This window comes from Candidatus Pseudothioglobus sp. uisw_142 (assembly GCF_059512465.1).
Window position 1 is genome coordinate 266,748 of sequence record NZ_CM183452.1, and the last position, 24,831, is coordinate 291,578.

Below are 24,831 nucleotides of genomic sequence, written 5' to 3' on the forward strand. Positions count from 1 at the left end.
GGCAACATGCAAACAATTGCAATTGTTGACTACGGAATGGGAAATGTCCGTTCTGTTCAAAAAGCATTAGAATATGTTGCTCCAAATGATGAGTGTATTCTGACAAATGATCCAAAAGTTATTCGAGACTCAGATAGAGTTGTTTTTCCAGGTCAAGGAGCTATGGGCTCCTGCATGAGAGCACTTGAGTCCAATGATCTTATAAGTGAAATAAAATTATCTTCTGAATCGAAACCATTTCTAGGAATTTGTCTTGGACTTCAGTTATTATTTGGTTATAGTGAAGAAAATAATGGTACAAATGGTCTTTCAATAGTACCAGGTGATGTCGTTAAATTTAATAATAAAGATTTAAAAATACCACATATGGGTTGGAATAACGTTAATCAAGTAAAAAATCATCCACTTTGGTACAAAATTGATAATAATAGCCGTTTTTATAGTGTCCATAGTTATTACGTTAATCCGACTGACACTTCTTGCGTGGTGGGGGCAACAGAGTATGGTCAATTATTTGCTTCTGCAGTAGCTATTGATAAAATATTTGCGGTTCAATTTCATCCTGAAAAGTCACAAAGTGATGGCCTTCAATTACTCAGAAATTTTGTTGAGTGGGCTTAATTTATAAGCGTTATTAGTGGTCTAAATCTAGGCTATTAATCTATAAATTTTTTAAAGCTGCTTTAGAGCCTGAATGTAACCATCAAGATCAAAAGCAGCATTATTTTTTTGAGCATTGAAAATCATTTCTGCTATATGTTCCATCATCATATGTTCTACTTCGTGCGCATCTTTGATTTTTAGTAAAAGTTGACTATGAATTTCCTTGATTCCTTTTGGTTGGTCCATTGTAATTTGATCCTGAAGGGTCAAATGAAGGTTAATATGAAGAAAGGGGTTGGTGATGCCTTGCTCAGGAAAATACTCTGAATCTAAGTTCTTGATTAAGTTTTGATATTCTGGATGCTGTTCAACTATCTTTGATAATTGAAGTTCCAATGGCTCTAGTTGTTCCTGACTCGTGTATTTTTCCCAGGCTTGTTTTAGATATTGTCGTTGTTTAGATCTGTCAGAAGTAAACACTTAATATGCTTTAAATATTTTTCTCTTCATATTCACACAAATCTAGCAAGGTACAATCAGGACAGTGCGGTGATCTTGCCTTACATACGTATCTGCCATGAAGAATCATAAGGTGGTGTGCTGGAACTTTAAATTCATCGGGTATGAATTTAATGAGTTTCTTTTCAACTTCTAGAACAGTTTTCCCAGATGCGATTGCCGTTCTGTTGGCTACTCTATATATGTGCGTATCTACTGCAATAGTAGGTTGACCAAATGCAGTATTTAGAACTACATTTGCGGTTTTTCTGCCTACACCTGGTAAAGCTTCAAGTTCCTTTCTAGTTTCTGGAACTTCAGAGTTATATTTATCAATCAATATCCTGCAAGTTTGAATGATATGCTTAGCTTTTGAATTAAATAAACCAATAGACTTGATTGTTTCTCTTAAGGTATCTTCACCCAGCTCAAATATAGTTTCGGGTGTATTTGCAAGAGGAAATAAGATATCAGTGACTTGATTAACGCTCTTATCAGTAGCTTGAGCTGATAGTGTAACAGCAACTAGAAGTTCAAACGATGTTGAGTAGTTTAGTTCAGTTGTAGGATTTGGTATTTGCTTTAAAAGTCTACCAAACATTTCACTTCTTGTTTCTGCGTTCATTTGAACCTTATTATTGATTAAACTATGGCCAAATATTATACTTAATTTTTACATATTTATCAATAACTAGCTCTTGCTCTTAGATAAATGATTGTGCATAGTCTTCTAGCTCTTTCCAAAGGTTTTCCCTTCTAGGCTGAGTCTCTCTGAGGCTTTCTATGCTTCTTTCAAAGCTATCAATTGAAAGAAATCCATTTGCACCACTCTGAATTCTGGATTGAACTATTTCAAACCACTGTTCTTGTTCAAATTCATTAAGTAGCTGAGGATAATTTCTTGCTTTAAAATGTAAAAATAACTTGGTCAGTCTTCTATCTTCAAATTCTGGGACAAATTCAGATAGTTGAGTTGGTGATAAATTTTGAATCTCATTGCAAATTTGTCGATCATTATTACTTATAAAACCATCATATAGTGACTGATCAACATCTCTGCTTGGCTCCCTATCAGAGTCGTTTCTGTAAATTGCACGCACTTTATCTTCAATACTTTGGCTATTCTGCTGAATAAATCGTAAATTTTTCAGACACTTGTCTAAGTTTAATTCAAATTTCTCAATCAAAATTGGGGATAGTTTAAAGTTATCTGAGTTTGGACTACATACAAACATTGGGCTTTTGTTATAGACCAACTCACTGAGATCAAGTTTTTCAATGCCTTTAGGTAGGCCTGATTTTTTGGAAAACGTTAATGTTTTTAATTCTTCAGACTCAAGCTCTAAAAAAATCTCAGGGTCTTGATTCAAATTAAAGACAATCGAACGATCATTGTATTCAGGATGATTACAAATTGAAGTAACGAGTCTTGTAAATGATGACTTATAGCCAAAAGATGAAGATGTTAAAAGCATAGGGTGTAGAGGCTTTACCAGTTGAGCGACTTCTTTTTTATCATTGAGGCTTAACGCGTAATTAAAAAACTTTGGCTGCGTATCTTTGATAATCCTTGCAATACCAATAGTAGCTCTAACATCAGCCATTGCATCGTGAGCATTAGTATGTTCAATGTGATTAGCAGGAGCTAGCCTATCAAGTTTAAAGATAGGTCTATTTCTTTCATTTTTAACCCAATTAAGGCTTCCCTCTTCTTTATGTGCATAGCAAAATCTTGCCACATTAAGTATGTCCCATCTTGCATTGCCATTTTGCCAATGCCAAGAGTAAGGATCTAAGAAGTTTCTGAAAAGAGTGTGCCTTGTATATTCATCATCAAATGCAATTGAGTTGTATCCAACAATGCAGGTACCAGGTTTAGAGAATTCATCATGAATTTTCTTTATAAACTCATGCTCAATAAAGCCTTTTTTTTCACACAGCTGAGGTGTGATACCTGTAACTGCGCAAGCTTCAGGAGCTGGAAGAGAGTCATGAGTGGGTTTACAGTAAAACATATGCTCGTCTAGAACATTTAGATTTTCATCTGTTCTTATTCCTGCAAATTGAGCAATTCTTTGGACTTTTGGCGAAAGGCCAAAGGTTTCGTAATCGTACCAGTAAAATGTCTTCATGTATTCCTGTGTTTACAGTAATTATATATGTAACAAGAGATTTTTAACAGGCATGGCTTGATTAATCAAAGAGTCCACCTTAAAAAAATAAGACGTACAAAGCTAAATTTAAAATCAATAAGAGATTTAAATTAAAACTGTTTTTTCTTTAGGTTTTAAAAAAAACCAAAAAACAGTTTAATACGGAACGTTAATTTAAAAACCCAGCACTGAGGCTGGGTTTTTATAAAATAATTCTTAAATTATTTCGCTACTACGTTAGCAGCTTGAGGGCCTTTAGCGCCATCTTCAAGTTCGAATTCTACTTCTTGGCCTTCCTCTAGTGATTTGTAACCATCACCTTGAATAGCTCTGAAGTGAACAAATACATCATCACCACTTTCTTGTTCAATAAAACCAAAACCTTTTTTTGCGTCAAACCATTTGACGCGTCCTGTTGTTGTAGACATGCAGTCTCCTAAAAAAAAATAAAACATGGAAAAGATGCAACCAACCCAAATTACTGTGAAACCGTCATACAATGAAGCAACAACACAACATAAAAATCAGCTGAATTTTAACCAGCATTTGCAATTTTAACCTAAAAATTCAAAAATGTATATTAATTTGATAGTAGCAGTATTTTGAGGCTATTTTCTAGACCTGCTTCTTGAAAATTTCTTATCTCTATTTGAGCGCGGCTTGCCATTTCCTTTTCTTTTTGAGTGCTCTCTTTTGAAATGACTTTTTGATTCACGAGGTGCTGTACTGTTATTTTTTTCTGAAAGCTCCTCTATATTTAGTTTCTTATCATAGACTCTTGTGTTTTTCAAAATAGCAAGCGTTTCTTTTGGCATCTCATCAGGTAAATCAACCGTTGAGAAATCTTGGAAAATTTGAATAGCTCCAATAAAAGCGCTACTAATCTCTGCCTCATTTGCTATTGCACCTAGAATATTTCCAGGTTTGATATTGTCTTTTCGTCCAACTGATATTCTATATCTTCGCATTTGAATAGAGGGATTATCTTTAAGAGGATCAGCCTTAATCGAAATTGAAATTTTATTTTTATTATCTGAGTCAAATTTAGGTTGATTAATCTCTTTCTCATTAAGAAGAAGCGGCTCAGTCCCTTGCGCCATTAGCGCTAGAGATGAAGCAATCTTAAATGCGTCAACTTCATGCTCTGCTTGATAGCTTGAGACGAGTTCTTCAAAAATAGTTAAATCTTGATTTTCCAGGGTATTAGTAATTCTTTGTTTAAAGTTAATGACTCTTTGTTCATTGATAATTTTTGCTGAAGGGAGCATCATGGGATCAATCGGCTGACGTGTAATTCTTTCAATCGTCTTAAGCATTCTTCTCTCACGTGGTGCTACAAAAAGAATCGCTTTCCCTTCTCTTCCAGCTCTTCCAGTTCTTCCTATCCTATGAACATATGATTCAGGATCTTGAGGTATATCATAATTTACTACATGAGAAATTCTCTCTACATCTAGCCCTCTAGCTGCAACATCCGTTGCAATTAATATATCAATTTTGCCATTTTTGAGTTGCTGAATAATTCTCTCTCTTTGGTTCTGAGCAATATCACCATTGATTGCTTCAGCAGTAAATCCTCGAGCTGATAATTTTTCTGCCAAATCTACAGTTGCAGTTTTTGTTCTAACAAATATAAGAAGAGCATCAAATGACTCAACTTCTAAAATTCGCGTTAGCGCATCAAGTTTATGAACTCCACCAACCAGCCAGTATCTTTGGCTAATTGTCATTGCCGTAGCAGTCTTTGTTTTTACTTTTACTATTTTAGGATTGTTAAGAAATTTTTCAGCAACCCGTCTAATAACATCTGGCATTGTTGCTGAAAAAAGAGCAATTTGGCGCTCTTTAGGTAGCTTTTCCATGACCCATTTGACATCATCAATAAAGCCCATTCTTAACATTTCATCTGCCTCATCTAAGACGAGTGCCTTGAGTGAATTTAGCTTAAGAGTTCCTCTTTTTAGATGATCCATGACTCTACCTGGAGTACCTACCACTGCATGGACTCCTCTTTTTAAGGGCCTTAGTTGAACATCATATGACTGTCCTCCATATATCGGAAGAACATGAAAACCTTTAAGATGTCTTGAGTATGTTTGGATTGCCTCAGAAACTTGAATAGCGAGCTCCCTAGTAGGAGCTAGCACCAAAAGTTGAACTTGATTATTACTTATATCTATTCTGTCAATGAGAGGAAGAGAAAAGGCTGCTGTCTTACCTGTTCCAGTTTGAGCTTGACCAATGACATCATGGCCATCAAGAAGATGAGGTATGCATTGCTCTTGAATTGCAGAGGGTGTTTCATATCCTACGTCATCAAGTACTTTAATGATTTCTTTAGATAGGCCAAAACTGTTAAATGTAATGCTTGATGCATGCTCAGACATGATATGAGAGGGCAGTGAAAATAAAGGGCGGTATTATACCTTGATTTAACTCTTCACATGAAGATGAGGTCACTAGTAATGGTAAATGAATTAAAAAGTATTATTAATCAAACCATTTAATTGAGCAGCCCATAGAAGGAATTTGATCAACTGGTCCTTTTTCAGTCTCAGCAATAGTCTTCATTGCCTCAAATAGCTCTCGTTTTGCATCTGTGACAGACTCTTTTCTGGATTCATCAAGTCTTCCCCGATATTGTAATCCAAGATCTTTGTTGTATCCAAAAAAGTCTGGGGTACAGACAGCACCGTAAGACTTTGCAACTTCTTGTGTTTCATCAATTAGATAGGGGAAGGAAAAAAATAGATCTGTTGAAATTTTTTTCATATTCTCAAACGAGTCTTCTTCATACTCATTTGGATTATTTGACATAATACCAACACTATTTACACCAAGTTTCTTAAGCTCATTCGTATCTCTGATTATTCGTTTAATAATAGATTTCACATAAGGGCAATGATTACAGATAAACATAATCAATAAGCCATTTGGTCCTTTTAGCGAATTTAAGTCATAGTACTTTCCATCTACTCCCTTTAGTTTGAAATCAACTGCAGGTAAATTGAAGTCACAAATTGGGCTTTCAGTTCTCACCATGACATGTTTATTTTAAATTTACTCATGACCTTAGTATAGTTTGAATAATGTGTCCTGCCATCATTAAACCAAAAATATTGGGCATATAAGATATAGCTCCATTTACCGCTCTTGGCCTCCCTGGCGGCGATAGATCAGTTTCATTAACTGCCTGATGAGGAAGAGCCTTAATTTGTACTTCCGTAGAGTGAACCACTGGAAACTTTAATGAGGCGTGTTTATTTCTAAGTTGTCTTCTTAATTCTCTAGCCAGGCCACAATACTCTGTTTTATCCATTCTTGAAATTGTGACTTTCGTTGGATCAAGTCTTCCACCTGCTCCCATGCTAGATATTATTGGCATATCTGAACGATTACAAGCATCAATTAAATTTGTTTTGCAGGCAATAGCATCAATACAATCTGCAACAAAGTTCAAATCGGAATCAGAGGCAATTACTTCAGCTTCTTGACTATCAATAAACAGGTTTTTTTCATTAATAATAGTATCCGGATTAATATCTCTTAATCTTTGCGCAAGGACATTAACTTTTGACTCACCTAAAGTCGAATGAAGTGCAATAAGCTGACGATTCAGATCTGTTTTGGATACTGTATCAAAATCAATTAGGGTTAATTCACCAATTCCTGCTCTACAAAGAGATTCTGCGCAAGCTCCACCGACTCCACCAAGTCCAGCAATAACGACATGTGATTCAGCCAATTGAGCTAAACCCAGCTGACCCACTAATATTTCAGTTCGAGCACAACTTCCAGCCATTAACTAATCTTAAAAATATTAAAAGTATTTTGATCGCATTGTTCTATGACTTGATCAACGGTTATTTTTTTTATTCTTGCTACTCTTTCGGCAACTTGAATCAATTCATCGGGATTTTTCCTGTCATCTGTTTCAATGACTATCGATTCGATGGGTAGGAATTTAACGATATCATGCAGCTTGTATGCATGAGGATTGGTAAGAGAGGCTCCAAATCCAAATGAAAAATTGATTTTTAGTAAATTTTCAGCTTGTTGGAGGCTTCCAGAATAGGCATGGATTACGCCTCGTGATTTTGAATATGACTTAAGTAAGTCAGTGACGTCTTCCGTAGCATGAACTGAGTGAATGATTAATGGCAAGTCAAACCTTGTCGCTAAAGCAACTTGCTCGTCAAAGAAAAATCGTTGCGTGTTTTGATCTTTTACCTTTGCATAATCTAATCCGCATTCTCCGACTGCAATAGGCTTTTCCTCTTCAATTCGAACTTCAAGGTCATGCAAATCAATCATTTGATGATCTTTTACAAACCATGGATGAATCCCAAGGGCAAAATAACTATTGTCATTGGAATGACAGCATGCAATGACGCTATCCCAGTTATCTTTCCCAGTGGAAGGGATAATAACCCCAGTTGTTGAGCTTGATGGTGAATTAACGTTATCAAAATCTAAGTGTATGTGTGAGTTAAGCATTACTTCCTTTGTGATCTAATGGATAATATAATAAAATTTTTTAATCAAAATAAATGCCGCTTTTCTCTAAAAAATTATCTGAAGTTAATCTAGTATTGTTAGTTGCAGCATTTCTAACTTTAACGGGTAATTTTACATTTTTAGAAAAAACATTGCAGATTTATCCACTATCTGAAAACTGGTTATTTGTAGGATCTTTATTTTTATTTTTATTCACTTTTCTATCTGCATTGCTTATAGTGTTGTGTTTTAGATGGTCACTAAAACCGATTTTAATCCTTTTACTGCTTATCTCTGCAGTTTTGACTTACAGTACCAATAACTTTGGCGTAGTTTTTGATCATAATATGATCACCAATACTTTTGAGACTGATACAAGTGAATTTAGCGATCTTGTCAGCATTAAATCATTAATTTATTTCTGCCTATTGGGCCTAATTCCATCAACTTATGTATGGAAAATCCAACTTGTCAAATCTTCAATTAAAACTCAATTATGGCAAAGAGTTAAGATGTTGTTGGCACTGATTGTTGTTTTTGTCATTGTTGTTTTATCTTTTTCTAAGCATTACACATCTTTTGCTAGAGAAAATCGAGATTTAAGACTCTATATCACTCCAACTTATTATTTGTACTCTTCAGTAAAGTTTATTAACTCTCAAATAGAGACAAGTGCTAAGCCATTTAAGGAAATTGGCTTAGATGCCAAAATTAATAAAAAGTCAGATAAAAGACGATTAGTCATATTTGTCATTGGAGAAACTGCTCGAAGGGATCGTATGTCAATTAATGGCTATGATCGAAAAACGAATCCCTATCTTGAGCAAGAGGATATTATCTCATTTAAAGAAATGACATCGTGTGGCACTGATACAGCGCTGTCAGTTCCATGTATGTTTTCAATCCTTGAACGTGGTAATTATTCTCATGCCAAAGGAAAAAATATGAGTAATGTGCTCGACCTAATCAGTCAGGCTGGAGCGAGCGTAATCTGGTTAGAGAATAACTCTAGTTCAAAAAGCGTTGCAGATCGAATTGAATTCAAAGACTATCGATCCTCTGAAAATAATCCTATCTGTAATCCAGAATGCAGGGATGAAGGAATGTTGATTAATTTACAGAATTACATTAATGAACAAAATAAAAGAGACACATTAATCGTGTTACATACTATGGGTAGTCATGGACCAGCCTACTATAAGAGATATCCAGAAGAATTTGAGGTATTCAAGCCAATCTGTAAAACAAATCAATTAAATGAATGCTCCAATGCGCAGATCAGTAATTCTTACGATAATACAATTCTGTACACTGACTATTTTCTCTCGAAGGTCATAGAGCTTCTTGGAAGCAATTCACAAGAATCAGACACCGCTATGTTTTATGTCAGTGACCATGGTGAATCACTAGGAGAAGGGGGGCTATATTTACATGGAATGCCATATTTTATGGCACCTAATGAGCAGATAGATGTTCCAGCTTTTATGTGGTTAGATGAATCATTGTCTGGGGTTTTTAACAAAGAAAAGTTAAGAAAAAATGCTGAACTTCCTCAATCACATGACAGTGTATTTCATACATTGCTTGGATTAATGGATGTAGAAACTAAACTATATAAAAAAGAAATGGATTTGATGACAAAATAATTAGAATTCTGCCTCATATTGATTGCTAGATATTTGAAGTATTTGCAATATGAAAACTTACATTAAGAATAAAAAGTGATTATAATAGTCCGCTTGTTCTAATCTGACGAAGATAATAGAGTTATGAAAACATTTAGTGCGAAAGCAGATGAGGTAAAAAGAGATTGGTTTTTAGTTGATGCGGACGGCAAAACACTGGGTCGTCTTGCCACTGAAGTTGCCTCTCGACTGCGCGGTAAGCATAAACCAGAATACACACCTCATGTTGATACAGGAGATTACATTGTGATTGTAAACGCGTCTAAGGTTGCGGTTACTGGTAACAAATATAATGACAAAATGTATCATCATCATACTGGATATGTGGGTAATTTAAAGTCGGTACCATTTAAGGAGTTACTCGCTAAGAAGCCTGAAGAAGTTATTCAGAAAGCAGTTAAAGGAATGCTTCCTAAAGGTCCACTTGGAAGAGAAATGGCAAGAAAAATGAAGGTTTTTGCAGGCGGTGAACATACTCATGCAGCGCAACAGCCGCAACTTTTAGATATTTAAGGCTTATTAATATGGCAGAAAAAGAAGTTTTTTACGCAACTGGAAGAAGAAAGACATCAGTTGCAAGAGTTTATATGACAAAAGGTAAGGGTGTTTTCACTGTTAACAAAAAGCCAATGGCTGAGTATTTTGGTAGAGAGACATCTTCAATGATTATCAATCAACCTCTTGATGTTGTTGAAATGCATAATAAATTTGATTTCAACATTATGGTTAGAGGTGGTGGTGACACCGGTCAAGCGGGTGCAATTAGACTTGGGGTTACTAGAGCATTGATGGCTTATGATGAGGCTACTCGTTCTGATCTAAGAAGTGCTGGACTCGTGACTCGTGATGCACGTGTTGTTGAACGTAAGAAGGTTGGTAAGAAGAAAGCGCGTAAGAGTGAGCAGTACTCAAAACGTTAATCTTGAGGCAAAAACTGATTCAAAAAAAACCCGCTCTAAGCGGGTTTTTTTATATGTCTATTAGAGCTCTAACTAGTTTAAAAAGTCATGTCTCTGGAGTTGATTAAAGTTTATGACTGACTTAATTGATTCAATATATTCGTTACCGGGGAAAGCATAGTTGCCAAGACCTTCAGCTAAAATAATTCCTGTGATTGGCTGATATTGTTCGCGCTGATTTTGTCTAATTGAACGAAGGTCTTCATAAGCATAGCTTCTATTGATATTTAATACATAATAATCGATACAATCATCTAATGAGTTAAAACTTGCCACTTCATGGGTTGCATCTTCTGCTCGTTTCATTGGCACAACGCCACAGCCTTTGGAAAAGCACCAGATACCAAAATAGTTATTAAATTCCTTGGCGAATCTTGATCTTCCCCAGTTAGATTCATTCGCTGCTTGAGCGAGGACAAGTGAGGGTGGAAGTATGTCAATAACTTTTAATAATTCTTCTTTAGAGGCAGGCTTACTTAAGCGATATTTCTTTGCTAAATCATCTAATTGAGCATTGCTTAGCTCATCATTAGAGATAGCAATTCTTATTTCTATGATCTCATTATTTTTCTTTTGAATTGCTGGAAGAAGATAATTAAAAAAAACTTCTTTCCTAACAGTAGTACTTTCAATTGAATCAAAACTAGGTTTGAATGAAGAGAGAGATGCCGAAGACACAAGAGAACTAATTGTGAACAAAGACAGTAGAAGAAAAAGAGACTTCAGATTTTTAAAGATATTTCTATATTTATTGACCATTTGTTAATCAACTAACTATTGAAATTTGATGCATATTATCCTTTAAAAAATAGAGTAAGTTATTCTAATTGTTAAAAAATATTCTTAAGAAATTAGCTTACTTTAAACTAGTTAATTTAATGATTAAATTGGAGCTCACAAAGCCTCTTGTATAGATCAGAGCTGGCTAAGAGTTGCTGATGATTCCCTTCTGCAATAAGTTGCCCCTGATCAATAAGTAAAATACGATCTGCATGCATAATTGTTGCCAGCCTGTGGGCAATGATTAGTGTGGTTCTACCTTCCATTAGCTTCTTTAGTGCATTTTGGACCTTTTGCTCACTATCAGCATCTAAAGCACTTGTAGCCTCATCTAGAAGTAAGATTGATGGGTCTTTGAGCATGGCTCGAGCAATTGCAATACGTTGGCGTTGTCCGCCAGATAAGCGAACACCTTGCTCACCTAAATAACTATTAAACCCCTCAGGCAGTTGCTCAATGAAGTTCAATACAAATGCCTCTTTTGCCGCCTGCTTTATTTGATTTTTGCTAGCTGAGGGGTTGCCATAACTAATATTATGAGTTACATCTGCAGAGAAGAGTGTTGGCTGCTGAGGAACCACACCAATATTCATACGAAGATTCATTGGATCAAGATTTATTAAATCTATATCACCAACCTCAATGCTTCCTTGAGAGGGGTCATAAAACCTCTGGAGTAATTCAAATATTGTTGTTTTTCCAGCGCCTGAAAGACCAACAATTGCGACAGTCTCACCTTTATTAACTTTAAAATTTAGTTGATTTAAGGCAACCTCCTTTGGTCTTGAGGGATAACTAAAACTAACATTATTAAAGCTTAATGAAAGAGTTCCTTTTTCTAGTTTTTTGGGTTGAGCAGGAGGCGTAATCTGTGGTTTTTCAGATAATAGTTCAAGCAGTCTCTCTGTAGCTCCTGCAGCCCTTTGAAGCTGACCATAAATCTCAGATATAACGGCTACAGATCTTGCCACCATAATTGCATAAAAAACAAATGATGCTAGCTCGCCAGCTGATATTTCCCCGTTTATTACATCTTTGGCGCCAAACCAGATCATTGCTCCTAAGCCAGTAAAGACTATAATCATAGCAGCGGCTATCAGTAAAGAGCTTTGTAAGATTCGTCTTTTGGCAGCAGAAAAAGCCCTTTCAACCTCAACACTAAATGCATTTGACTCTTCAGGTTCTCTAGTAAAGCTTTGCACGATCTTAATATTTTGAACAATCTCACCCGCATAGGTGCCAATATCTGCAACGGTGTCTTGACTTTTCCTTGAAAGGGTTCTGAGGCGACGACCATATATAGCCATTGGGAGAAGAATGACTGGGACACTTATTAATACAATTAAAGCCAGTTTTATATTGGTAATAATCATCATTATCAATCCACCAATAAATAAAAGTACACTACTTAATGCCATTGAAATTGAAAATCCAAAGATGGATTGAAGGAGGGTAGTGTCCGTTGTTAAGCGAGCATTAATTTCACCACTTCGATTGACTTCAAAGTAATGAGGGTGAAGCGTGAGCAGATGATTAAAAACGGCAAGGCGAACATCATTACTAATTCTCTCACCAATCCATGATACAAAATAAAATCTGATAAAAGTTCCGATAACGAGAGTTAAGAGAACAAGAAAAATAACTAACATCTCGTTACTGCTGAGAGTATAGATGCCCTCATCAATGAAGAGTTTTATTCCTTGGCCAAGTAAGAGGAAGGACAGAGAAGTGATGATGAGAGCAATAAAAGCAACAACTGCAATTTTTTTATAAGGCTTTATAAAAGAAGACAACTGCAGAAGAATTCGTAAATCTTGCTTTTGAATCTGATTTGAGTTGTTTGTTGTTTTAGCAGTTAAGCCCATAATTAAGAATAGGATTTTTTTTAACTTTTTATTCTTGACTTGGCTTTCTCAGAAGGAGCTCAGTAACTGCCTCTTTAGGCGCTGTCTTTCCTTCAGTAACGAGAAGAACTTGTTCACAAATAGGCATCTCAATTTGATTACTTCTAGCTACCTTCAGGACAAGTTTAAGTGCTTTAAACCCTTCAACAGTAGCATTAATATTTTTGAGTGCATCATCTGTAGAAATGTTGTTAGCGAGTTCTTTTCCAAATCGTCGGTTTCTAGACAAATCATCTGAGCAGGTCAGAACTAGATCGCCAAGACCTGATAGCCCTTGAAAGGTAACTTTATCTGCTCCCAATGCAACGCCCAGCCTCGTCATTTCAGCTAGGCCTCTTGTAATCAATGCAGCTTGCGTGTTAGCACCGAAACCAAGCCCACTAGCAATCCCTGCTGCAATTGCCAAAATGTTCTTAACAGACCCGCCAACCTGAACACCCACAATATCTGAATTTGTATAGGCGCGAAGGGTCTCTGTTTGAATAATATCTGACCAATAATTCCTTGTTTTTTTATCTTTCGAGGCAACAACGATTGCTGCTGGCTTTTTTTCAACAATTTCAGCGGCAAAAGTTGGTCCTGAGATGACGCATGGATGATGCCCTGTCAAATAGTGATTAAAGGTTTCATGAAGCAGATTTGCCGTTTCAGGATCAAAGCCTTTAGTGACCCAGGCTATCGGTATATCATTTACGTTATCTTTAATATTCTTAAGAACACTGCCAAATGCAGAGCTGGGTGTTGCAATTAGAACAGCCTTTGAGTGATTAATGACCTCGTAGCTGTAGCCAATAAAAATGTTTTGATTGTATGGCTTTGATAGGGCTGAATGTTGTTTACCTAGTACATCGCTACTGGCTTTATCTTTCGTCAATAGAAATATCTTATCAAATTTATGACTTAGAGCAATAGCAAGAGCGCTTCCCCATGCGCCTGCTCCAATAATAGTGAGGGAATTGTTCATTGTGATTACTTGTCGATGGGAAGCTCAGCTTTAAGCCATGAATTAAACCCGCCTTTAAGACTGTAAACTTTCTGAAAGTCACTTTTGGAGAGAAGGTCTGCAATACGATCAGATCGCGTTCCACTCTTACAATAGACAAGGATATTTTTTGATTTTTCCAGGGAGTCAATTTTTCCTTTAACCTGTCCCATAGGAATATTAATATCATTTGAAATAAATCCAGCATTACGTTCTTTTTCTTCTCTGACATCTAAAATAAGGAGCTCATCATCATCCATTAAAGAAACAGCTCCATTAGTATCAACTACCTCATACTTTCTAAATTTCTCACTATAAAAATTTACTATGAGTAATATAATGAGTGCAAATAAAGTTCCTGTGAGTAATAACTCACCCTGTAAAAATTGAATAAATTCCATTGTTATTGATTATCCTGTAAAAAAGTATTAAGCATTTGGTGTCCATGTTCAGTGAGAATTGACTCAGGATGAAATTGAACCCCTTCAATTGGATAGCTGGTATGTCTAACCCCCATTATTTCCTCAATTTCGCCAGATTCTTTATTAGTCCATGCGGTCACCTCAAAGCAATCTGGTAAAGACTCTTTTTCAGCAACAAGGGAGTGATATCGAGTTGCGTTGAGTGGATTTTTTAAACCTTTAAAGACGCTTTTTGAGGTGTGATGAATTGGCGATACCTTTCCATGCATAATTTTCTGGGCACCAATAATTTTTCCACCAAAGGATTGAACTATTGCTTGGAATCCTAAGCAAACTCCAAGTATTGGATATTTGCCAGCCAGCTTTTCAATTAATTCCAATGAAATTCCTGCTTCGTTAGGTGTACAAGGGCCTGGTGAAATAACAATATATTGTGGGTTTAATTTCTGAATCTCACTCACTGAGAGTTGATCATTTCTGTGGACAACAACGTCTTGACCGAGTTCACCGAAATATTGAACTAAGTTGTAGGTAAATGAGTCGTAGTTGTCGATCATTAATAACATGGAGTACCGCGCTTTAAGGCTAAATTAACTTTAATTATTTTACAGATAAAAAAGAAACAAAGTTAAGGCACTGAAAGAAGCAGCTAGTGTCTTTAAAACCAGAATCTTTAAGGCGTTCAATATGTATTGCCTTTGTATCAGTGATAAGAACATTTTCAATAGCTTGTCGTTTATTGGCAATTTCTAATTCACTGTACCCATTCTCTTTTTTAAAATCAATATGAAGATTTGTAATTTGATCTTGGGTTTCTTTATCCTCAAAATGAATTTTTTCACTTATGATTAACACCCCACCAGGGTTTAATCCCTCATAAATTTTCTTGATTAGATTAGAGCGATCCTTAACATCAATAAACTGAAGTGTTAAGTTTAAAGCGACTATTGACGCATTTTCTATATGAATTTGGTTAATGTCAGCACAGGTTGCTTGTAAATTATCAATTTTACTTTCTAGGTTCTGTTTACATTTACTGACCATCTCTTCTGAGTTATCGATCGCAAAAAATGTATTTTTTTGATGCTTATTATTTAGAGCTATTGCCAGTGAAATAGCGCCTGTAGATGATCCTAGATCGTAATAATTTGTATTATCTTGACCATACATTCTAGCAATAAGGCCAATCATTTGAATCATCGAATCATAGCCAGGAACTGACCTTCTAACCATATCATCAAAAACCTCAACAACCTCTTTATCAAAACGAAAATCAGCAATATCGATATTAGCGTTAAATAAATTATCACGCATATAATGACTCCAAAAAAATCTCTGTTACAAGTAAATTTGTTTTGCTAATTGTAAACGTTGAGCGCCTGGCCCATGAATTATTAAAACTTCCTACCTCAAGATGACCACGTTTAATTTCTGGATCATTAAATAAAATTTCCCCTAGAGGCCTAGAGCCAATTTTTAAAATATCTTTTGTATCATCTGTTAAAGGAATAAGTGAGCGTGCATTTACAACCGGTCTTTCGGATCCTAGGAGCTCAACCTCTCTAACAATAATTGTTAGATTAGTTGTTGAGCCCAGAAGCTTTAATTCACATTCATATGGACTGTTTTGTTCTTGTGAAAGAACGTTTACTCTAAAGTCATCGTACTTTTCTTTTAATTTATGCGTTAAGGATTGACTATCTAGCAACCATCTGCTGACATCTTCAGGTATGTTTTCTTTAGGGTCAAAAACCCGCCATTTAAATTTGTCTGGATTAAACATATGGTAGATATTTTACAAGAGTCTTATATTTTATAAAATTCTAAAATTATTTAAGCATCAAAATAGTGTGTTTTTTCTTCATCAATCCATCGATTGATAAGCTCGCTTTGGTTTTGTTCGCTCGCCTCTAGCATTTTGGCAGAATAGTACCCAGCCTCTTTCAATAGGTAGGCATCCCTAACTATATTAGCAATCTTCATTGATGCTATACCAGTTTGTTGAGTTCCAAGAATCTCCCCAGGACCACGAAGCTCAAGATCTTTTTGAGCAATCATAAAACCATCATTACTTTGACGCAGAACTTCGAGTCTCTTTTTAGCACCCTCACTCAGTGGCGATTGATACATCAAAATACATATACTCTTCTCTGAGCCCCTTCCAACACGACCCCTAAGTTGATGCAGCTGAGCTAGACCAAGACGCTCTGAATTTTCAACGATCATTAGGCTTGCATTAGGAACATTAACGCCAACTTCAATCACAGTGGTGGCAACAAGCAGATTTATTTCTCCTTGTTCAAAGTCTTTCATTATGACTTCTTTTTCTGATTTAGTTAATCTGCCATGAATCATAACAACTTTTAATTCTTGAAGATTTGAGGATAGGTAGTCAAATGTTTTTTCTGCAGATTCTGCCCTAAGAGCCTCTGATTCTTCTATTAGCGTGCAGACCCAGTAGATTTGACGGCCATCATCTGATATTTTTCTAATTTTTTCAATGAGCTCATCTCTTCTAGAGTTACTTAAGGCAACTGTCTCCACTAATTGACGACCTGGAGGTAACTCATCTATAACTGATGTATCTAGGTCAGCATAAGCACTCATTGTGAGTGACCTTGGGATAGGGGTTGCAGTCATAACAAGTTGATGTGGTGTTTTGTTGGCTTTTTGAGAAAGCGAAAGCCTTTGATGAACGCCAAATTTATGTTGCTCATCAATAATGACTAAAGATAAATTTTTAAAATTGACACTTTCTTGAAATAAAGCATGAGTGCCGATAATAACTTTTGCTTTGCCACTTTCAATCAGCTCGAGTTGCTCTCTTCTTTCCTGGGTATTTTGAGAGCCAGAAAGAAATGCAATTTGAATACTTAAAGGATTCAAGTATTCAGTAAAATTTTGAAGATGTTGACGAGCTAGGATTTCAGTTGGGGCCATCACTGCAGTCTGGAAATTATTCTCAACAGCTTGAATCAGGCTAAAAACTGCAACAATAGTTTTACCTGACCCTACATCTCCCTGAAGGAGTCTAAGCATAGGCTCAGTATTTGATAGATCTTCATGAATTTCTCTGATGCAGCGGGATTGTGCCTCAGTTAAATCAAAATTAAGGGAAATTAAGAGGTTATTATGTAAATTATTTTTGATTTTAAATTTATTAGTTGTTTTGCTTTTTCTAGCTTTCTTAGTTTTTAATAGACTAAGCTGATGGGTTGCCAACTCTTCAATAATTAAGCGCTGCTGAGAGATATGTTTAAAGGCTTCAATCTGCATCAAGTTTTCATTTTTATCAGGATGGTGAAGAAGAAGTAGAGAATCCTTTAGATTTGGCATTGACTGGTGAGTTATTGTTTCAAAATAATCATCAAGCACACTCATTTTTAAAACTTCAAGGGATTGATTAACCCATTGCTTCATTTTATTTTGACTAACTCCTGAGCATAGAGGGTAAATTGGGGTGAGGGTTGGCTCTAAGAGAGGGGTTTGATTTTGTGAAACAATGCGATATTCTGGATGATGCATTTCTAGGCCTTGACGGCCCATTTTGACTTCCCCAAAACACTGTATAGTTTCCCCACGAACAAAGGCCTGTTTTTGATATTGGGTAAAATGAAAAAACCGTAAAAGTAATCTCTGGTTTTGATTATCAGACAGGTAGCAAAGAAGTTGTCTATTTCTAGAGGGAACAACCTCAATTCGATCAATATTCAGTTCAACTAATATCTCAGCATTTATGCTTGCATTTGAAAGAGGCGTGATTGATGTCTTATCTTGATAACGGTTAGGGAGATGAAAAACTAAATGCTCAAGGGTATGGATTCCTAGCTGATTTAATCTGTCAGAGGTTTTCTTCCCTAATCCTTTAATCGAGATGATTGGATCAGAGATTGAAGGCATAAATTTAGAAGCTGTAAGAGTCCGAACTAATAACCATAACGCCATCCATTTCTACACCAACACCTTTAGGGAGTTCTTTCACTCCAATCGCTGCTCTTGCAGGATAAGGCTCAGAGAAATAAGTTTCCATAATCTCATTCAAAGCGGCAAAATTACTTAGATCTGTTAAAAAAATGTTCAATTTAACGATATCACTTAGACTTCCTTTTGATGCTTCACACAAGGCTTTAAGATTTTTGAAAACTTGATGAATTTGTTCTTCAATGCCTCCTTCAACAATTTCCATTGTCTCTGGAATAAGAGGAATTTGTCCCGAAAGATAAATTGTTGTTCCGCCGTTAATAGCAACTGCTTGCGAGTAAATACCTATCGCAGCAGGGGCTTTGTCAGTTGAAATAATATGTTTTTTCATGATGATCAATTATTGAAATAAATAAGTTTAATTATATTCTGGATCATAATTTTTTGGTGGCCTCTTTCAAAGCATTTCATTTAATCCTTAACGCTATATTTCATAGTCCAAATAATCAGTATAGCAACAATAGAAATACTCAAGGTAAATATAATTGATGCATCATAATTGTTATTTTTTTCAAAGAGCCATCCAGCAAGAGAGGGTGATATTAGACCTGCAGTACCCCATGCTGTAAATACTCTTCCATAAACTGCTGCTGAAAGGTTGCTTCCTACAATGTGACTGACAAGTGTTGGATATATTGCAATAACTGCTCCATATAATGACGCTATTAGAACTAATAGTATTAATAATAGACTAATATTTGTCATTATTGAAAGAGCCAGTATAGCTCCAGTATTAATCAGAAGTATAGCAAGCAGAGGGCGCTTACAGCCAAATCGATCGACTAACCAGCCTGCATAAATACCCGCAATCCCACTTCCAAGAGTCATTAAGGTGATGGCTGTAATGGAAGTCGATGTTGAGCCCCCAAAAGAGCTTATCATTGGGACTGCATGCCCAATGATCATCAGGCCTGCGAATACTCCTAAAAAATAACCTAGCCAGAGTTTTAATATTTTGACTTCATTGAAGTCTTTTTGTTGACTTGTTGATGATTCTTGTATTAACTTCACTCTTGAAGTTGAAAACAATACTAAACCAATAAAAACAATGGATGAAAGAATCAACAATCCACAAATATATCCATCCTTAAAACCTAAATGATCAAATAAGAAAGGGTATAGCATTGAAAAGATGACAGCGCCGAATGCATATGAAGCAGTAACTAATCCTAATGCAAAACCCAATTTCTCATTCTCAGTAACTGAAGAGACGATATATAAGGAAAGTCCATATCCTAAACCACTGGAGAAGCCAAAGAAAATACCATATCCAATAATCCAGCCTATCCAGCTTTCTGAATTTGAAATCAATAGCCCAATGATTGGCAGGATTGCTATGAAAAATATGAGCACTTGAGGTGAAAATTTACGATAAAGAATATGACCAACGTAAACAGCCAGTGTCACATTAATAAGGGCAGTTGAATAGACTAGACTAGAGGCCATTCGGCCAACATTTGTCTGCATTTCAATATTTTGTATGAGTGTACTGAAAGCATGGACAGTCCCCATACAAAAAGTAATTAAAAGGCAGGCAGCTAAGACAAGAAGTCTTTCACGATTATTAACAATTTCCTTGGAGTTCATCTAACAAACTATACATTAAAGCAAATTACTCATTGCAAGAAAGCAAATGTTAGTGCGGTGTGATACCTCTTATTCTTTCTGATCGGCGACGAAGCATCTCAAGTGTTGAAAGTAATAAAATAGAAAATATGACTAGAATAGTCGCTGCAGCAAGAATTGTAGGGCTGATTTCATTACGAATTCCAGACCACATTTGTCTCGGGAGCGTGTATTGATCTGGACCACCTACAAAGAGCACAATGACCACCTCATCAAAGGAAGTAATAAATGCAAAGAGGGCGCCTGATATAACACCTGGTGCAATGAGTGGAGCTTGTATCTTGAAAAAATTTCGAAGTGGTGAGCCACCTAAATTAGAAGCTGCTCGCATTAGATTATTATCAAAACCGGCAAGTGAAGCTGTAACCGTTATTACTACGAAAGGTATGCCCAAGATCGTATGCGCAATAATCAGTCCTGGAAGCGTAGCAACGAGGTTTACTTTAGCAAAAAAGAAAAAAGTACCCGCAGCAGTAATGATTAGAGGAACAATCATTGGAGAGATCATGAGCGCCATGATTAAACGGTTAAAAGGCATATGTCGATTAGATAAACCAAGCGCTCCAAGTGTACCTAATACGCTTGCAAAGAAGGTGGCGAACACAGCAATGATAGCACTATTTTTAAAACCAATCATCCACCGATCTGTACACACCGTTGTTCCTGAGTTTGCACTGCAAATGCCAAGTAGCTCCTTATACCATCGAGTTCCATAACCTTCAAAATTAAAAGACCAAGTGTCAAAACTAAAGATTTTCATTTCTGGCACAAATTGTAAAAAAACAGAATTCGTAAATGAGAGCGGAATGACAACAATGAGAGGCGCTACAAGGAAAAATAGTACCAACCCACAAAATGTCCTATAAGTATAGAACCAAAGTTTTTCTCGAGGCGTTATGTAAGAAGGAAATTTCATAGTTAACCCATTTTTAAATTATCAATTCCAATTAGTCGATCATAAGCCCAATATAGAATCAAAACTGCAGCAAGAAGAAGTGCTCCCATAGCAGCTGCAAGACCCCAATTCAGTGTTGTCTGCATTTCTCGGGCAACAAAGTTACCTATCATCAGGCCATCTTTTCCACCGACTAACTCTGGAGTTATATAGTAGCCAATCGCAACAATAAAGACTAATATGCATCCAGCACCAATACCTGGAACCGATTGAGGCATATAAACACGAATAAAAGCCCTGGTAGGGGTTGCCCCAAGGTTTTGAGCTGCCTTCATATAGCTTGGAGGGATTCCCCTCATCACGCTATAAATTGGAAGAATCATAAATGGCAGAAGTACCTGCGTCATTACTATAATGGTTCCAGTAAAGTTATACATCATAGGAATTCGATCTTCATCACTAAAGCAAAGATCAATATTAGTTTCTCCAAAAAATGGAAGATTGACCATGCCCTCAAAGCATGGAAGGATAGTGATAAGCGTATCATTTACAACACCATTTTGCTGAAGCATAATCATCCAAGCAACAATTCTGACGAGTAGTGATGTCCAAAAAGGCATCAAAACACAAATCATCAGAAGATTTGATGTTCGCATTGGGAGTGTAGCAAGTAAATACGAAACTGGATAGGCAAGAAGTAAACAAAAAATGGTTACCATTAAGCTGACTTGAAGCGTTCTCATCCAAATCGTTTTATAAATCTTTAAATGCTCTTTCTTTTCGATAATATTTTTATTTGCATCATATCTTAAGTCGACTGCATTAAGATAATATCCCATAGTATAAGGGTCTTTCATTGCACCGAGTGACTGCCAGAATTCAACCTTACCCCAGCGTTTATCTCTCTTGATCATTTTTTCTTTGTAAGGTGCTTCCCATTTATAGGGCTTGATTTCTTCTTTGGATCTCTTGTCAACTTTTATAGCTTCTTTGACAGTCTTTAATAATAAGCTTCGCCAACCAGAAAATTCATAAGTCATCCGAGTGCCGGATTGACCCAGAAGATTCTTACCAATATTTTTTCCTTCACTGTTTTTTAATTTGTGAGTGATTCTGATGTCATTTATGACTGCAGCAAACATTTCTTCACTAGGAATTATAGATTTGTCTTCCCATAATTCATACTGAGCAAATGTTTGAGGGAGTACTTTATTTATGTTTATATCATCAATACTTCTTGATAGTAGGGATCCTATTGGCGTAACAAACATAATTAATAGGAATAGAAGAGGGGGTAATAGAAGAAGGAACGAGCGAATTTTAGAACGACGCAGGGACTTTCTTAAACTTTCTTTGAGGGGTACACCATCATTCGTCAGTAACTGACCCTGAGAATCTATAGTGGAATTATCACTCATATAAACACCAATACGTACAAAATTTATAGTTAAGTTTTAAGAAAAACAGGCCAGTAAAAAACTGACCTGTTTTCAACGAGGTTAAATATATAAACTCGTATTCGGGTTAGCTAATTAATTAGCCATCCATGCTGCATAACGGTCGTTTACTGCTTGACCATTGTCTGCCCACCAATCTGGGTTAGCAAGGATACCACCTTTCATATGCTCATCTGTATTAGGCATATGCTCCATGATATTTACACCAGTATTGAACCATGGCTCACCGGCTTGCATAACTGGAAGTGCAGATGGACGCATAGGACCATAGTTGATCCATTTAGCTTGATCTGCTTGTGCCTGAGTACTTGAAGCATGTACTAGGAAGTGAAGAGCTGCAGCTCTGTTTGGAGCTCCACTCATAAGCACTAACCATTCCTCTTCTAGAACTTGTCCATCCCAGACAGTAACGTAGTCAGCACCGTCATTTAGAACAGCACCACCGATACGTCCGTTATAGGCTAGTGACATTGATACCTCACCAGAGTTAACTAGATCCAGTGGCTTAGCGCCTGCAGACCAAAATACTACGTGGTCTTTGATTGAATCAAGTTTATTGAAAGCACGATCCTGTCCTTCTTGAGTACTTAGTACATCATAGATATCAGGAATTGCTACACCGTCAGCATACAAAGCCATCTCAACGATAGCGTTAGCCCAAGTGTGAACACCACGCTTGCCTGGAAACTTTTCTACGTCAAAGAAGTCTTGGATAGTAGAAGGTTGCTCACCAGAGAACGTATCCGCTTTGTGGAAAGGAACATATGACCACCAAATTTGCGGAACAACACAGTCATTTGGAACGTCAACCATTAAGTCTTCGTCCATTGGTGTGCCATCAGGTGCAGGTAAGAAGATGCTTCTATCTAGCTCTTCAAATAGGCCTTCATCGCAACCTGTACGAGCTTGAGATGGAAGTACGTCAACGATATCCCATTGAACGTTTCCTGATTCAACTTGAGCACGAACTTCACCCAGACCACCGTTGTAACTGATCATGTTAACGTTTCCACTTGAATAAGTATCAACGTAGGCTTTTTGTTGTGAAGCTGAATAGCCACCACCCCAAGAAACCAAAGTTACATCTGCTTGAACTGCACCAGCCAACATCGCTGTTGAAATAGCACTTGCAACCAGAGTTTTTGATATTACATTTTTCATTTATATTTCTCCTTATGTTAAATCTAGACTTTATCCATCTAAAGCTAGACAATCCTCCGACATCCAACCGATATCAACTTGTTTACCTTCTTTGAGGGTCACATTATCAATTGAATTTGGAATTTTGACGATAAAATCGTCGTGTCCACACACACTAAAGCGTGTGCGAATATGGTCACCATGATAGATTAATTCTTCTACCTTGGCTGAATACGTATTTGGGGTTTTACCTTTAGAAGGAGAAACCATAATTCTTTCAGGTCTTAACGATAAGGTAGCTCGGTCACCGGCCTTATTAACGTTAACCTTTGAGGCTATAACTATATCTCCTGAGTCAGTTTTAACAGTTGCCTTATCACCATCAATGGATTCAACAGTTCCCATCAATCGATTATTTTCACCAATAAAATTAGCTACAAAAGCATTTTCAGGTTTTTCATAAAGATCCTCTGGAGAAGAGCACTGTAAAACGACACCATCATCAAATACTGCGATTCGATTTGACATCGTAAGCGCTTCAGTTTGATCATGGGTAACGTAGACTACGGTTAATCCAAGACTCTCATGCAGATGTTTAATTTCGTACTGCATTTGCTCTCTTAAATTTTTATCTAGGGCGCCTAAAGGCTCATCCATCAGAACTAAATCGGGATCAAATACGAGAGATCTTGCTACTGCAACACGCTGTTGTTGTCCTCCAGATAGTTGCATTGGGCGTCTATTACCAAAATCACCAAGCTGAACCATATCAAGAGCACGATTAACCTTTGCTTCCCTCTCAGCTTTACCCATTTTGCGAACTTCTAGTGGGAATGCCAAATTCTCAGCAACCGTCATGTGTGGGAAAAGTGCATAGTTTTGAAACACCATTCCAATGCCTCTTTTGTGAGGAGGGACATTATTGATCGGCTTATCTTTTAAGTAAATTGTTCCATTTGTAGTTGGTTCGAAACCTGCAAGCATCATCAGGCAGGTCGTCTTTCCAGAGCCTGATGGTCCTAACATAGTGACAAACTCCCCTGGAGCAACATCTAGGTTGAAATCTTTGACAACTAGTATCTCACCATCATAACTTTTTTGAACGTTTTCAAATTTTACTAACGGTTCTGTATTACTCATAAATAAACACTTTTTTAACAAAAAAAAAATACCAAGATGAAATTGATCACCTTTATATGGTTTTAAGAGATTAAAATTACATCAAACTTTTGCTACAAATTTACTTTAA

The 24,831-nt window shown here is 36.5% G+C and carries 26 protein-coding genes; 4 read left to right on the plus strand and 22 right to left on the minus strand.

All coding sequences use genetic code 11. From position 1 onward, the window contains the following. Positions 1 to 6: 6 nt before the first annotated feature. Positions 7 to 621, plus strand: coding sequence for an imidazole glycerol phosphate synthase subunit HisH (gene hisH / locus AC5YGB_RS01360; RefSeq protein WP_496137502.1), 615 nt, complete (start codon positions 7 to 9; stop codon positions 619 to 621). Positions 622 to 672: 51 nt separating this feature from the next. On the opposite strand, the gene AC5YGB_RS01365 is transcribed toward hisH, so the two are convergent. The 8 genes from AC5YGB_RS01365 to AC5YGB_RS01400 all read right to left on the minus strand — a co-directional run bounded on the left by AC5YGB_RS01365 (position 673) and on the right by AC5YGB_RS01400 (position 7,751). Then, on the minus strand, positions 673 to 1,083 hold the full coding sequence (locus AC5YGB_RS01365; protein ID WP_020025626.1) for a DUF1841 family protein: 411 nt from the start codon (positions 1,081 to 1,083) through the stop codon (positions 673 to 675). 10 nt (positions 1,084 to 1,093) lie between these two features. Next, on the minus strand, positions 1,094 to 1,726 hold the full coding sequence (gene nth, locus AC5YGB_RS01370) for an endonuclease III (protein WP_020024732.1): 633 nt from the start codon (positions 1,724 to 1,726) through the stop codon (positions 1,094 to 1,096). Between the two features lie 79 nt (positions 1,727 to 1,805). Continuing rightward, the gene (sbcB, locus tag AC5YGB_RS01375) at positions 1,806 to 3,233 is read right to left on the minus strand and encodes an exodeoxyribonuclease I (protein WP_496137503.1); all 1,428 of its coding nucleotides are present in this window, start codon (positions 3,231 to 3,233) and stop codon (positions 1,806 to 1,808) included. A 242-nt stretch (positions 3,234 to 3,475) separates the two neighbouring features. Continuing rightward, the gene (locus tag AC5YGB_RS01380; RefSeq protein ID WP_020024734.1) at positions 3,476 to 3,682 is read right to left on the minus strand and encodes a cold-shock protein; all 207 of its coding nucleotides are present in this window, start codon (positions 3,680 to 3,682) and stop codon (positions 3,476 to 3,478) included. A 180-nt stretch (positions 3,683 to 3,862) separates the two neighbouring features. Beyond that, entirely contained in the window at positions 3,863 to 5,641 is a 1,779-nt protein-coding gene (locus AC5YGB_RS01385; protein ID WP_020025628.1) for a DEAD/DEAH box helicase, read from the minus strand. Between the two features lie 103 nt (positions 5,642 to 5,744). Then, on the minus strand, positions 5,745 to 6,296 hold the full coding sequence (locus AC5YGB_RS01390; RefSeq protein ID WP_020024736.1) for a thioredoxin family protein: 552 nt from the start codon (positions 6,294 to 6,296) through the stop codon (positions 5,745 to 5,747). Positions 6,297 to 6,318: 22 nt separating this feature from the next. Further along, a complete protein-coding gene (locus AC5YGB_RS01395) occupies positions 6,319 to 7,056 on the minus strand; it encodes a ThiF family adenylyltransferase (protein ID WP_496137504.1) in 738 nt (245 codons plus the stop codon). Continuing rightward, on the minus strand, positions 7,056 to 7,751 hold the full coding sequence (locus AC5YGB_RS01400; RefSeq protein ID WP_496137505.1) for a TatD family hydrolase: 696 nt from the start codon (positions 7,749 to 7,751) through the stop codon (positions 7,056 to 7,058). Before AC5YGB_RS01400 ends, AC5YGB_RS01395 begins: the two co-directional genes overlap by 1 nt. 53 nt (positions 7,752 to 7,804) lie before the next feature. On the opposite strand from AC5YGB_RS01400, the gene AC5YGB_RS01405 reads away from it, so the two are divergent. The 3 genes from AC5YGB_RS01405 to rpsI all read left to right on the plus strand — a co-directional run bounded on the left by AC5YGB_RS01405 (position 7,805) and on the right by rpsI (position 10,356). Further along, a complete protein-coding gene (locus tag AC5YGB_RS01405; protein ID WP_496137506.1) occupies positions 7,805 to 9,397 on the plus strand; it encodes a phosphoethanolamine--lipid A transferase in 1,593 nt (530 codons plus the stop codon). Positions 9,398 to 9,520: 123 nt separating this feature from the next. After that, positions 9,521 to 9,949 (plus strand): 50S ribosomal protein L13, encoded by a 429-nt coding sequence (gene rplM / locus AC5YGB_RS01410; protein WP_020028489.1) that lies wholly within the window; start codon positions 9,521 to 9,523, stop codon positions 9,947 to 9,949. An 11-nt stretch (positions 9,950 to 9,960) separates the two neighbouring features. Further along, the gene (gene rpsI, locus AC5YGB_RS01415; protein WP_020024741.1) at positions 9,961 to 10,356 is read left to right on the plus strand and encodes a 30S ribosomal protein S9; all 396 of its coding nucleotides are present in this window, start codon (positions 9,961 to 9,963) and stop codon (positions 10,354 to 10,356) included. A 72-nt stretch (positions 10,357 to 10,428) separates the two neighbouring features. Here rpsI and AC5YGB_RS01420 read toward each other — a convergent pair whose 3' ends face one another. From AC5YGB_RS01420 to AC5YGB_RS01485, 14 genes are all read right to left on the minus strand, one after another. Further along, positions 10,429 to 11,073, minus strand: coding sequence for a glucosaminidase domain-containing protein (locus tag AC5YGB_RS01420; protein WP_496137507.1), 645 nt, complete (start codon positions 11,071 to 11,073; stop codon positions 10,429 to 10,431). 197 nt (positions 11,074 to 11,270) lie between these two features. After that, positions 11,271 to 13,040, minus strand: coding sequence for an ABC transporter transmembrane domain-containing protein (locus AC5YGB_RS01425; RefSeq protein ID WP_496137508.1), 1,770 nt, complete (start codon positions 13,038 to 13,040; stop codon positions 11,271 to 11,273). Between the two features lie 28 nt (positions 13,041 to 13,068). Beyond that, positions 13,069 to 14,043 (minus strand): NAD(P)H-dependent glycerol-3-phosphate dehydrogenase, encoded by a 975-nt coding sequence (locus AC5YGB_RS01430; protein WP_496137509.1) that lies wholly within the window; start codon positions 14,041 to 14,043, stop codon positions 13,069 to 13,071. A gap of 5 nt (positions 14,044 to 14,048) precedes the next feature. Further along, on the minus strand, positions 14,049 to 14,462 hold the full coding sequence (locus AC5YGB_RS01435; RefSeq protein ID WP_496137510.1) for a rhodanese-like domain-containing protein: 414 nt from the start codon (positions 14,460 to 14,462) through the stop codon (positions 14,049 to 14,051). A gap of 2 nt (positions 14,463 to 14,464) precedes the next feature. Further along, a complete protein-coding gene (locus AC5YGB_RS01440; RefSeq protein ID WP_496137511.1) occupies positions 14,465 to 15,049 on the minus strand; it encodes a glutamine amidotransferase-related protein in 585 nt (194 codons plus the stop codon). Between the two features lie 34 nt (positions 15,050 to 15,083). After that, the gene (gene cmoA, locus AC5YGB_RS01445) at positions 15,084 to 15,797 is read right to left on the minus strand and encodes a carboxy-S-adenosyl-L-methionine synthase CmoA (protein ID WP_496137513.1); all 714 of its coding nucleotides are present in this window, start codon (positions 15,795 to 15,797) and stop codon (positions 15,084 to 15,086) included. Further along, a complete protein-coding gene (locus tag AC5YGB_RS01450; protein WP_496137514.1) occupies positions 15,790 to 16,266 on the minus strand; it encodes a chorismate lyase in 477 nt (158 codons plus the stop codon). Before AC5YGB_RS01450 ends, cmoA begins: the two co-directional genes overlap by 8 nt. A 50-nt stretch (positions 16,267 to 16,316) precedes the next feature. After that, entirely contained in the window at positions 16,317 to 18,383 is a 2,067-nt protein-coding gene (gene recG, locus AC5YGB_RS01455; RefSeq protein ID WP_496137516.1) for an ATP-dependent DNA helicase RecG, read from the minus strand. Between the two features lie 4 nt (positions 18,384 to 18,387). Beyond that, positions 18,388 to 18,795 carry a deaminase RidA gene (gene ridA, locus AC5YGB_RS01460; protein WP_496137517.1) on the minus strand — a complete coding sequence of 136 codons (408 nt, stop codon included), beginning with the start codon at positions 18,793 to 18,795 and terminating at the stop codon, positions 18,388 to 18,390. Between the two features lie 80 nt (positions 18,796 to 18,875). Then, on the minus strand, positions 18,876 to 20,051 hold the full coding sequence (locus AC5YGB_RS01465; RefSeq protein ID WP_496137518.1) for an MFS transporter: 1,176 nt from the start codon (positions 20,049 to 20,051) through the stop codon (positions 18,876 to 18,878). A 49-nt stretch (positions 20,052 to 20,100) separates the two neighbouring features. Continuing rightward, on the minus strand, positions 20,101 to 21,006 hold the full coding sequence (locus tag AC5YGB_RS01470) for an ABC transporter permease subunit (protein ID WP_496137519.1): 906 nt from the start codon (positions 21,004 to 21,006) through the stop codon (positions 20,101 to 20,103). 2 nt (positions 21,007 to 21,008) lie between these two features. After that, on the minus strand, positions 21,009 to 22,403 hold the full coding sequence (locus tag AC5YGB_RS01475; protein ID WP_496137520.1) for an ABC transporter permease subunit: 1,395 nt from the start codon (positions 22,401 to 22,403) through the stop codon (positions 21,009 to 21,011). 114 nt (positions 22,404 to 22,517) lie between these two features. Beyond that, complete coding sequence (locus tag AC5YGB_RS01480) at positions 22,518 to 23,603, minus strand: extracellular solute-binding protein (RefSeq protein WP_496137521.1); 1,086 nt, start codon at positions 23,601 to 23,603, stop codon at positions 22,518 to 22,520. 30 nt (positions 23,604 to 23,633) lie between these two features. Further along, a complete protein-coding gene (locus AC5YGB_RS01485; RefSeq protein ID WP_065353723.1) occupies positions 23,634 to 24,722 on the minus strand; it encodes an ABC transporter ATP-binding protein in 1,089 nt (362 codons plus the stop codon). Positions 24,723 to 24,831 lie beyond the last annotated feature (109 nt).

What these genes read in the sequence shown, in the direction of transcription:
- AC5YGB_RS01475 (WP_496137520.1), bottom strand. Translation starts at nt 22,403, where the DNA reads ATGAGTGATAATTCCACTATAGATTCTCAGGGTCAGTTACTGACGAAT.
- ridA (WP_496137517.1), bottom strand. Translation starts at nt 18,795, where the DNA reads ATGAAAAAACATATTATTTCAACTGACAAAGCCCCTGCTGCGATAGGT.
- AC5YGB_RS01480 (WP_496137521.1), bottom strand. Translation starts at nt 23,603, where the DNA reads ATGAAAAATGTAATATCAAAAACTCTGGTTGCAAGTGCTATTTCAACA.
- AC5YGB_RS01385 (WP_020025628.1), bottom strand. Translation starts at nt 5,641, where the DNA reads ATGTCTGAGCATGCATCAAGCATTACATTTAACAGTTTTGGCCTATCT.
- AC5YGB_RS01425 (WP_496137508.1), bottom strand. Translation starts at nt 13,040, where the DNA reads ATGGGCTTAACTGCTAAAACAACAAACAACTCAAATCAGATTCAAAAG.
- AC5YGB_RS01485 (WP_065353723.1), bottom strand. Translation starts at nt 24,722, where the DNA reads ATGAGTAATACAGAACCGTTAGTAAAATTTGAAAACGTTCAAAAAAGT.
- nth (WP_020024732.1), bottom strand. Translation starts at nt 1,726, where the DNA reads ATGAACGCAGAAACAAGAAGTGAAATGTTTGGTAGACTTTTAAAGCAA.
- sbcB (WP_496137503.1), bottom strand. Translation starts at nt 3,233, where the DNA reads ATGAAGACATTTTACTGGTACGATTACGAAACCTTTGGCCTTTCGCCA.
- AC5YGB_RS01470 (WP_496137519.1), bottom strand. Translation starts at nt 21,006, where the DNA reads ATGAAATTTCCTTCTTACATAACGCCTCGAGAAAAACTTTGGTTCTAT.
- AC5YGB_RS01435 (WP_496137510.1), bottom strand. Translation starts at nt 14,462, where the DNA reads ATGGAATTTATTCAATTTTTACAGGGTGAGTTATTACTCACAGGAACT.
- AC5YGB_RS01395 (WP_496137504.1), bottom strand. Translation starts at nt 7,056, where the DNA reads ATGGCTGGAAGTTGTGCTCGAACTGAAATATTAGTGGGTCAGCTGGGT.
- AC5YGB_RS01465 (WP_496137518.1), bottom strand. Translation starts at nt 20,051, where the DNA reads ATGAACTCCAAGGAAATTGTTAATAATCGTGAAAGACTTCTTGTCTTA.
- hisH (WP_496137502.1), top strand. Translation starts at nt 7, where the DNA reads ATGCAAACAATTGCAATTGTTGACTACGGAATGGGAAATGTCCGTTCT.
- recG (WP_496137516.1), bottom strand. Translation starts at nt 18,383, where the DNA reads ATGCCTTCAATCTCTGATCCAATCATCTCGATTAAAGGATTAGGGAAG.
- rplM (WP_020028489.1), top strand. Translation starts at nt 9,521, where the DNA reads ATGAAAACATTTAGTGCGAAAGCAGATGAGGTAAAAAGAGATTGGTTT.
- AC5YGB_RS01390 (WP_020024736.1), bottom strand. Translation starts at nt 6,296, where the DNA reads ATGGTGAGAACTGAAAGCCCAATTTGTGACTTCAATTTACCTGCAGTT.
- rpsI (WP_020024741.1), top strand. Translation starts at nt 9,961, where the DNA reads ATGGCAGAAAAAGAAGTTTTTTACGCAACTGGAAGAAGAAAGACATCA.
- AC5YGB_RS01430 (WP_496137509.1), bottom strand. Translation starts at nt 14,043, where the DNA reads ATGAACAATTCCCTCACTATTATTGGAGCAGGCGCATGGGGAAGCGCT.
- AC5YGB_RS01405 (WP_496137506.1), top strand. Translation starts at nt 7,805, where the DNA reads ATGCCGCTTTTCTCTAAAAAATTATCTGAAGTTAATCTAGTATTGTTA.
- AC5YGB_RS01400 (WP_496137505.1), bottom strand. Translation starts at nt 7,751, where the DNA reads ATGCTTAACTCACACATACACTTAGATTTTGATAACGTTAATTCACCA.
- AC5YGB_RS01380 (WP_020024734.1), bottom strand. Translation starts at nt 3,682, where the DNA reads ATGTCTACAACAACAGGACGCGTCAAATGGTTTGACGCAAAAAAAGGT.
- AC5YGB_RS01450 (WP_496137514.1), bottom strand. Translation starts at nt 16,266, where the DNA reads ATGTTTAATCCAGACAAATTTAAATGGCGGGTTTTTGACCCTAAAGAA.
- AC5YGB_RS01440 (WP_496137511.1), bottom strand. Translation starts at nt 15,049, where the DNA reads ATGTTATTAATGATCGACAACTACGACTCATTTACCTACAACTTAGTT.
- cmoA (WP_496137513.1), bottom strand. Translation starts at nt 15,797, where the DNA reads ATGCGTGATAATTTATTTAACGCTAATATCGATATTGCTGATTTTCGT.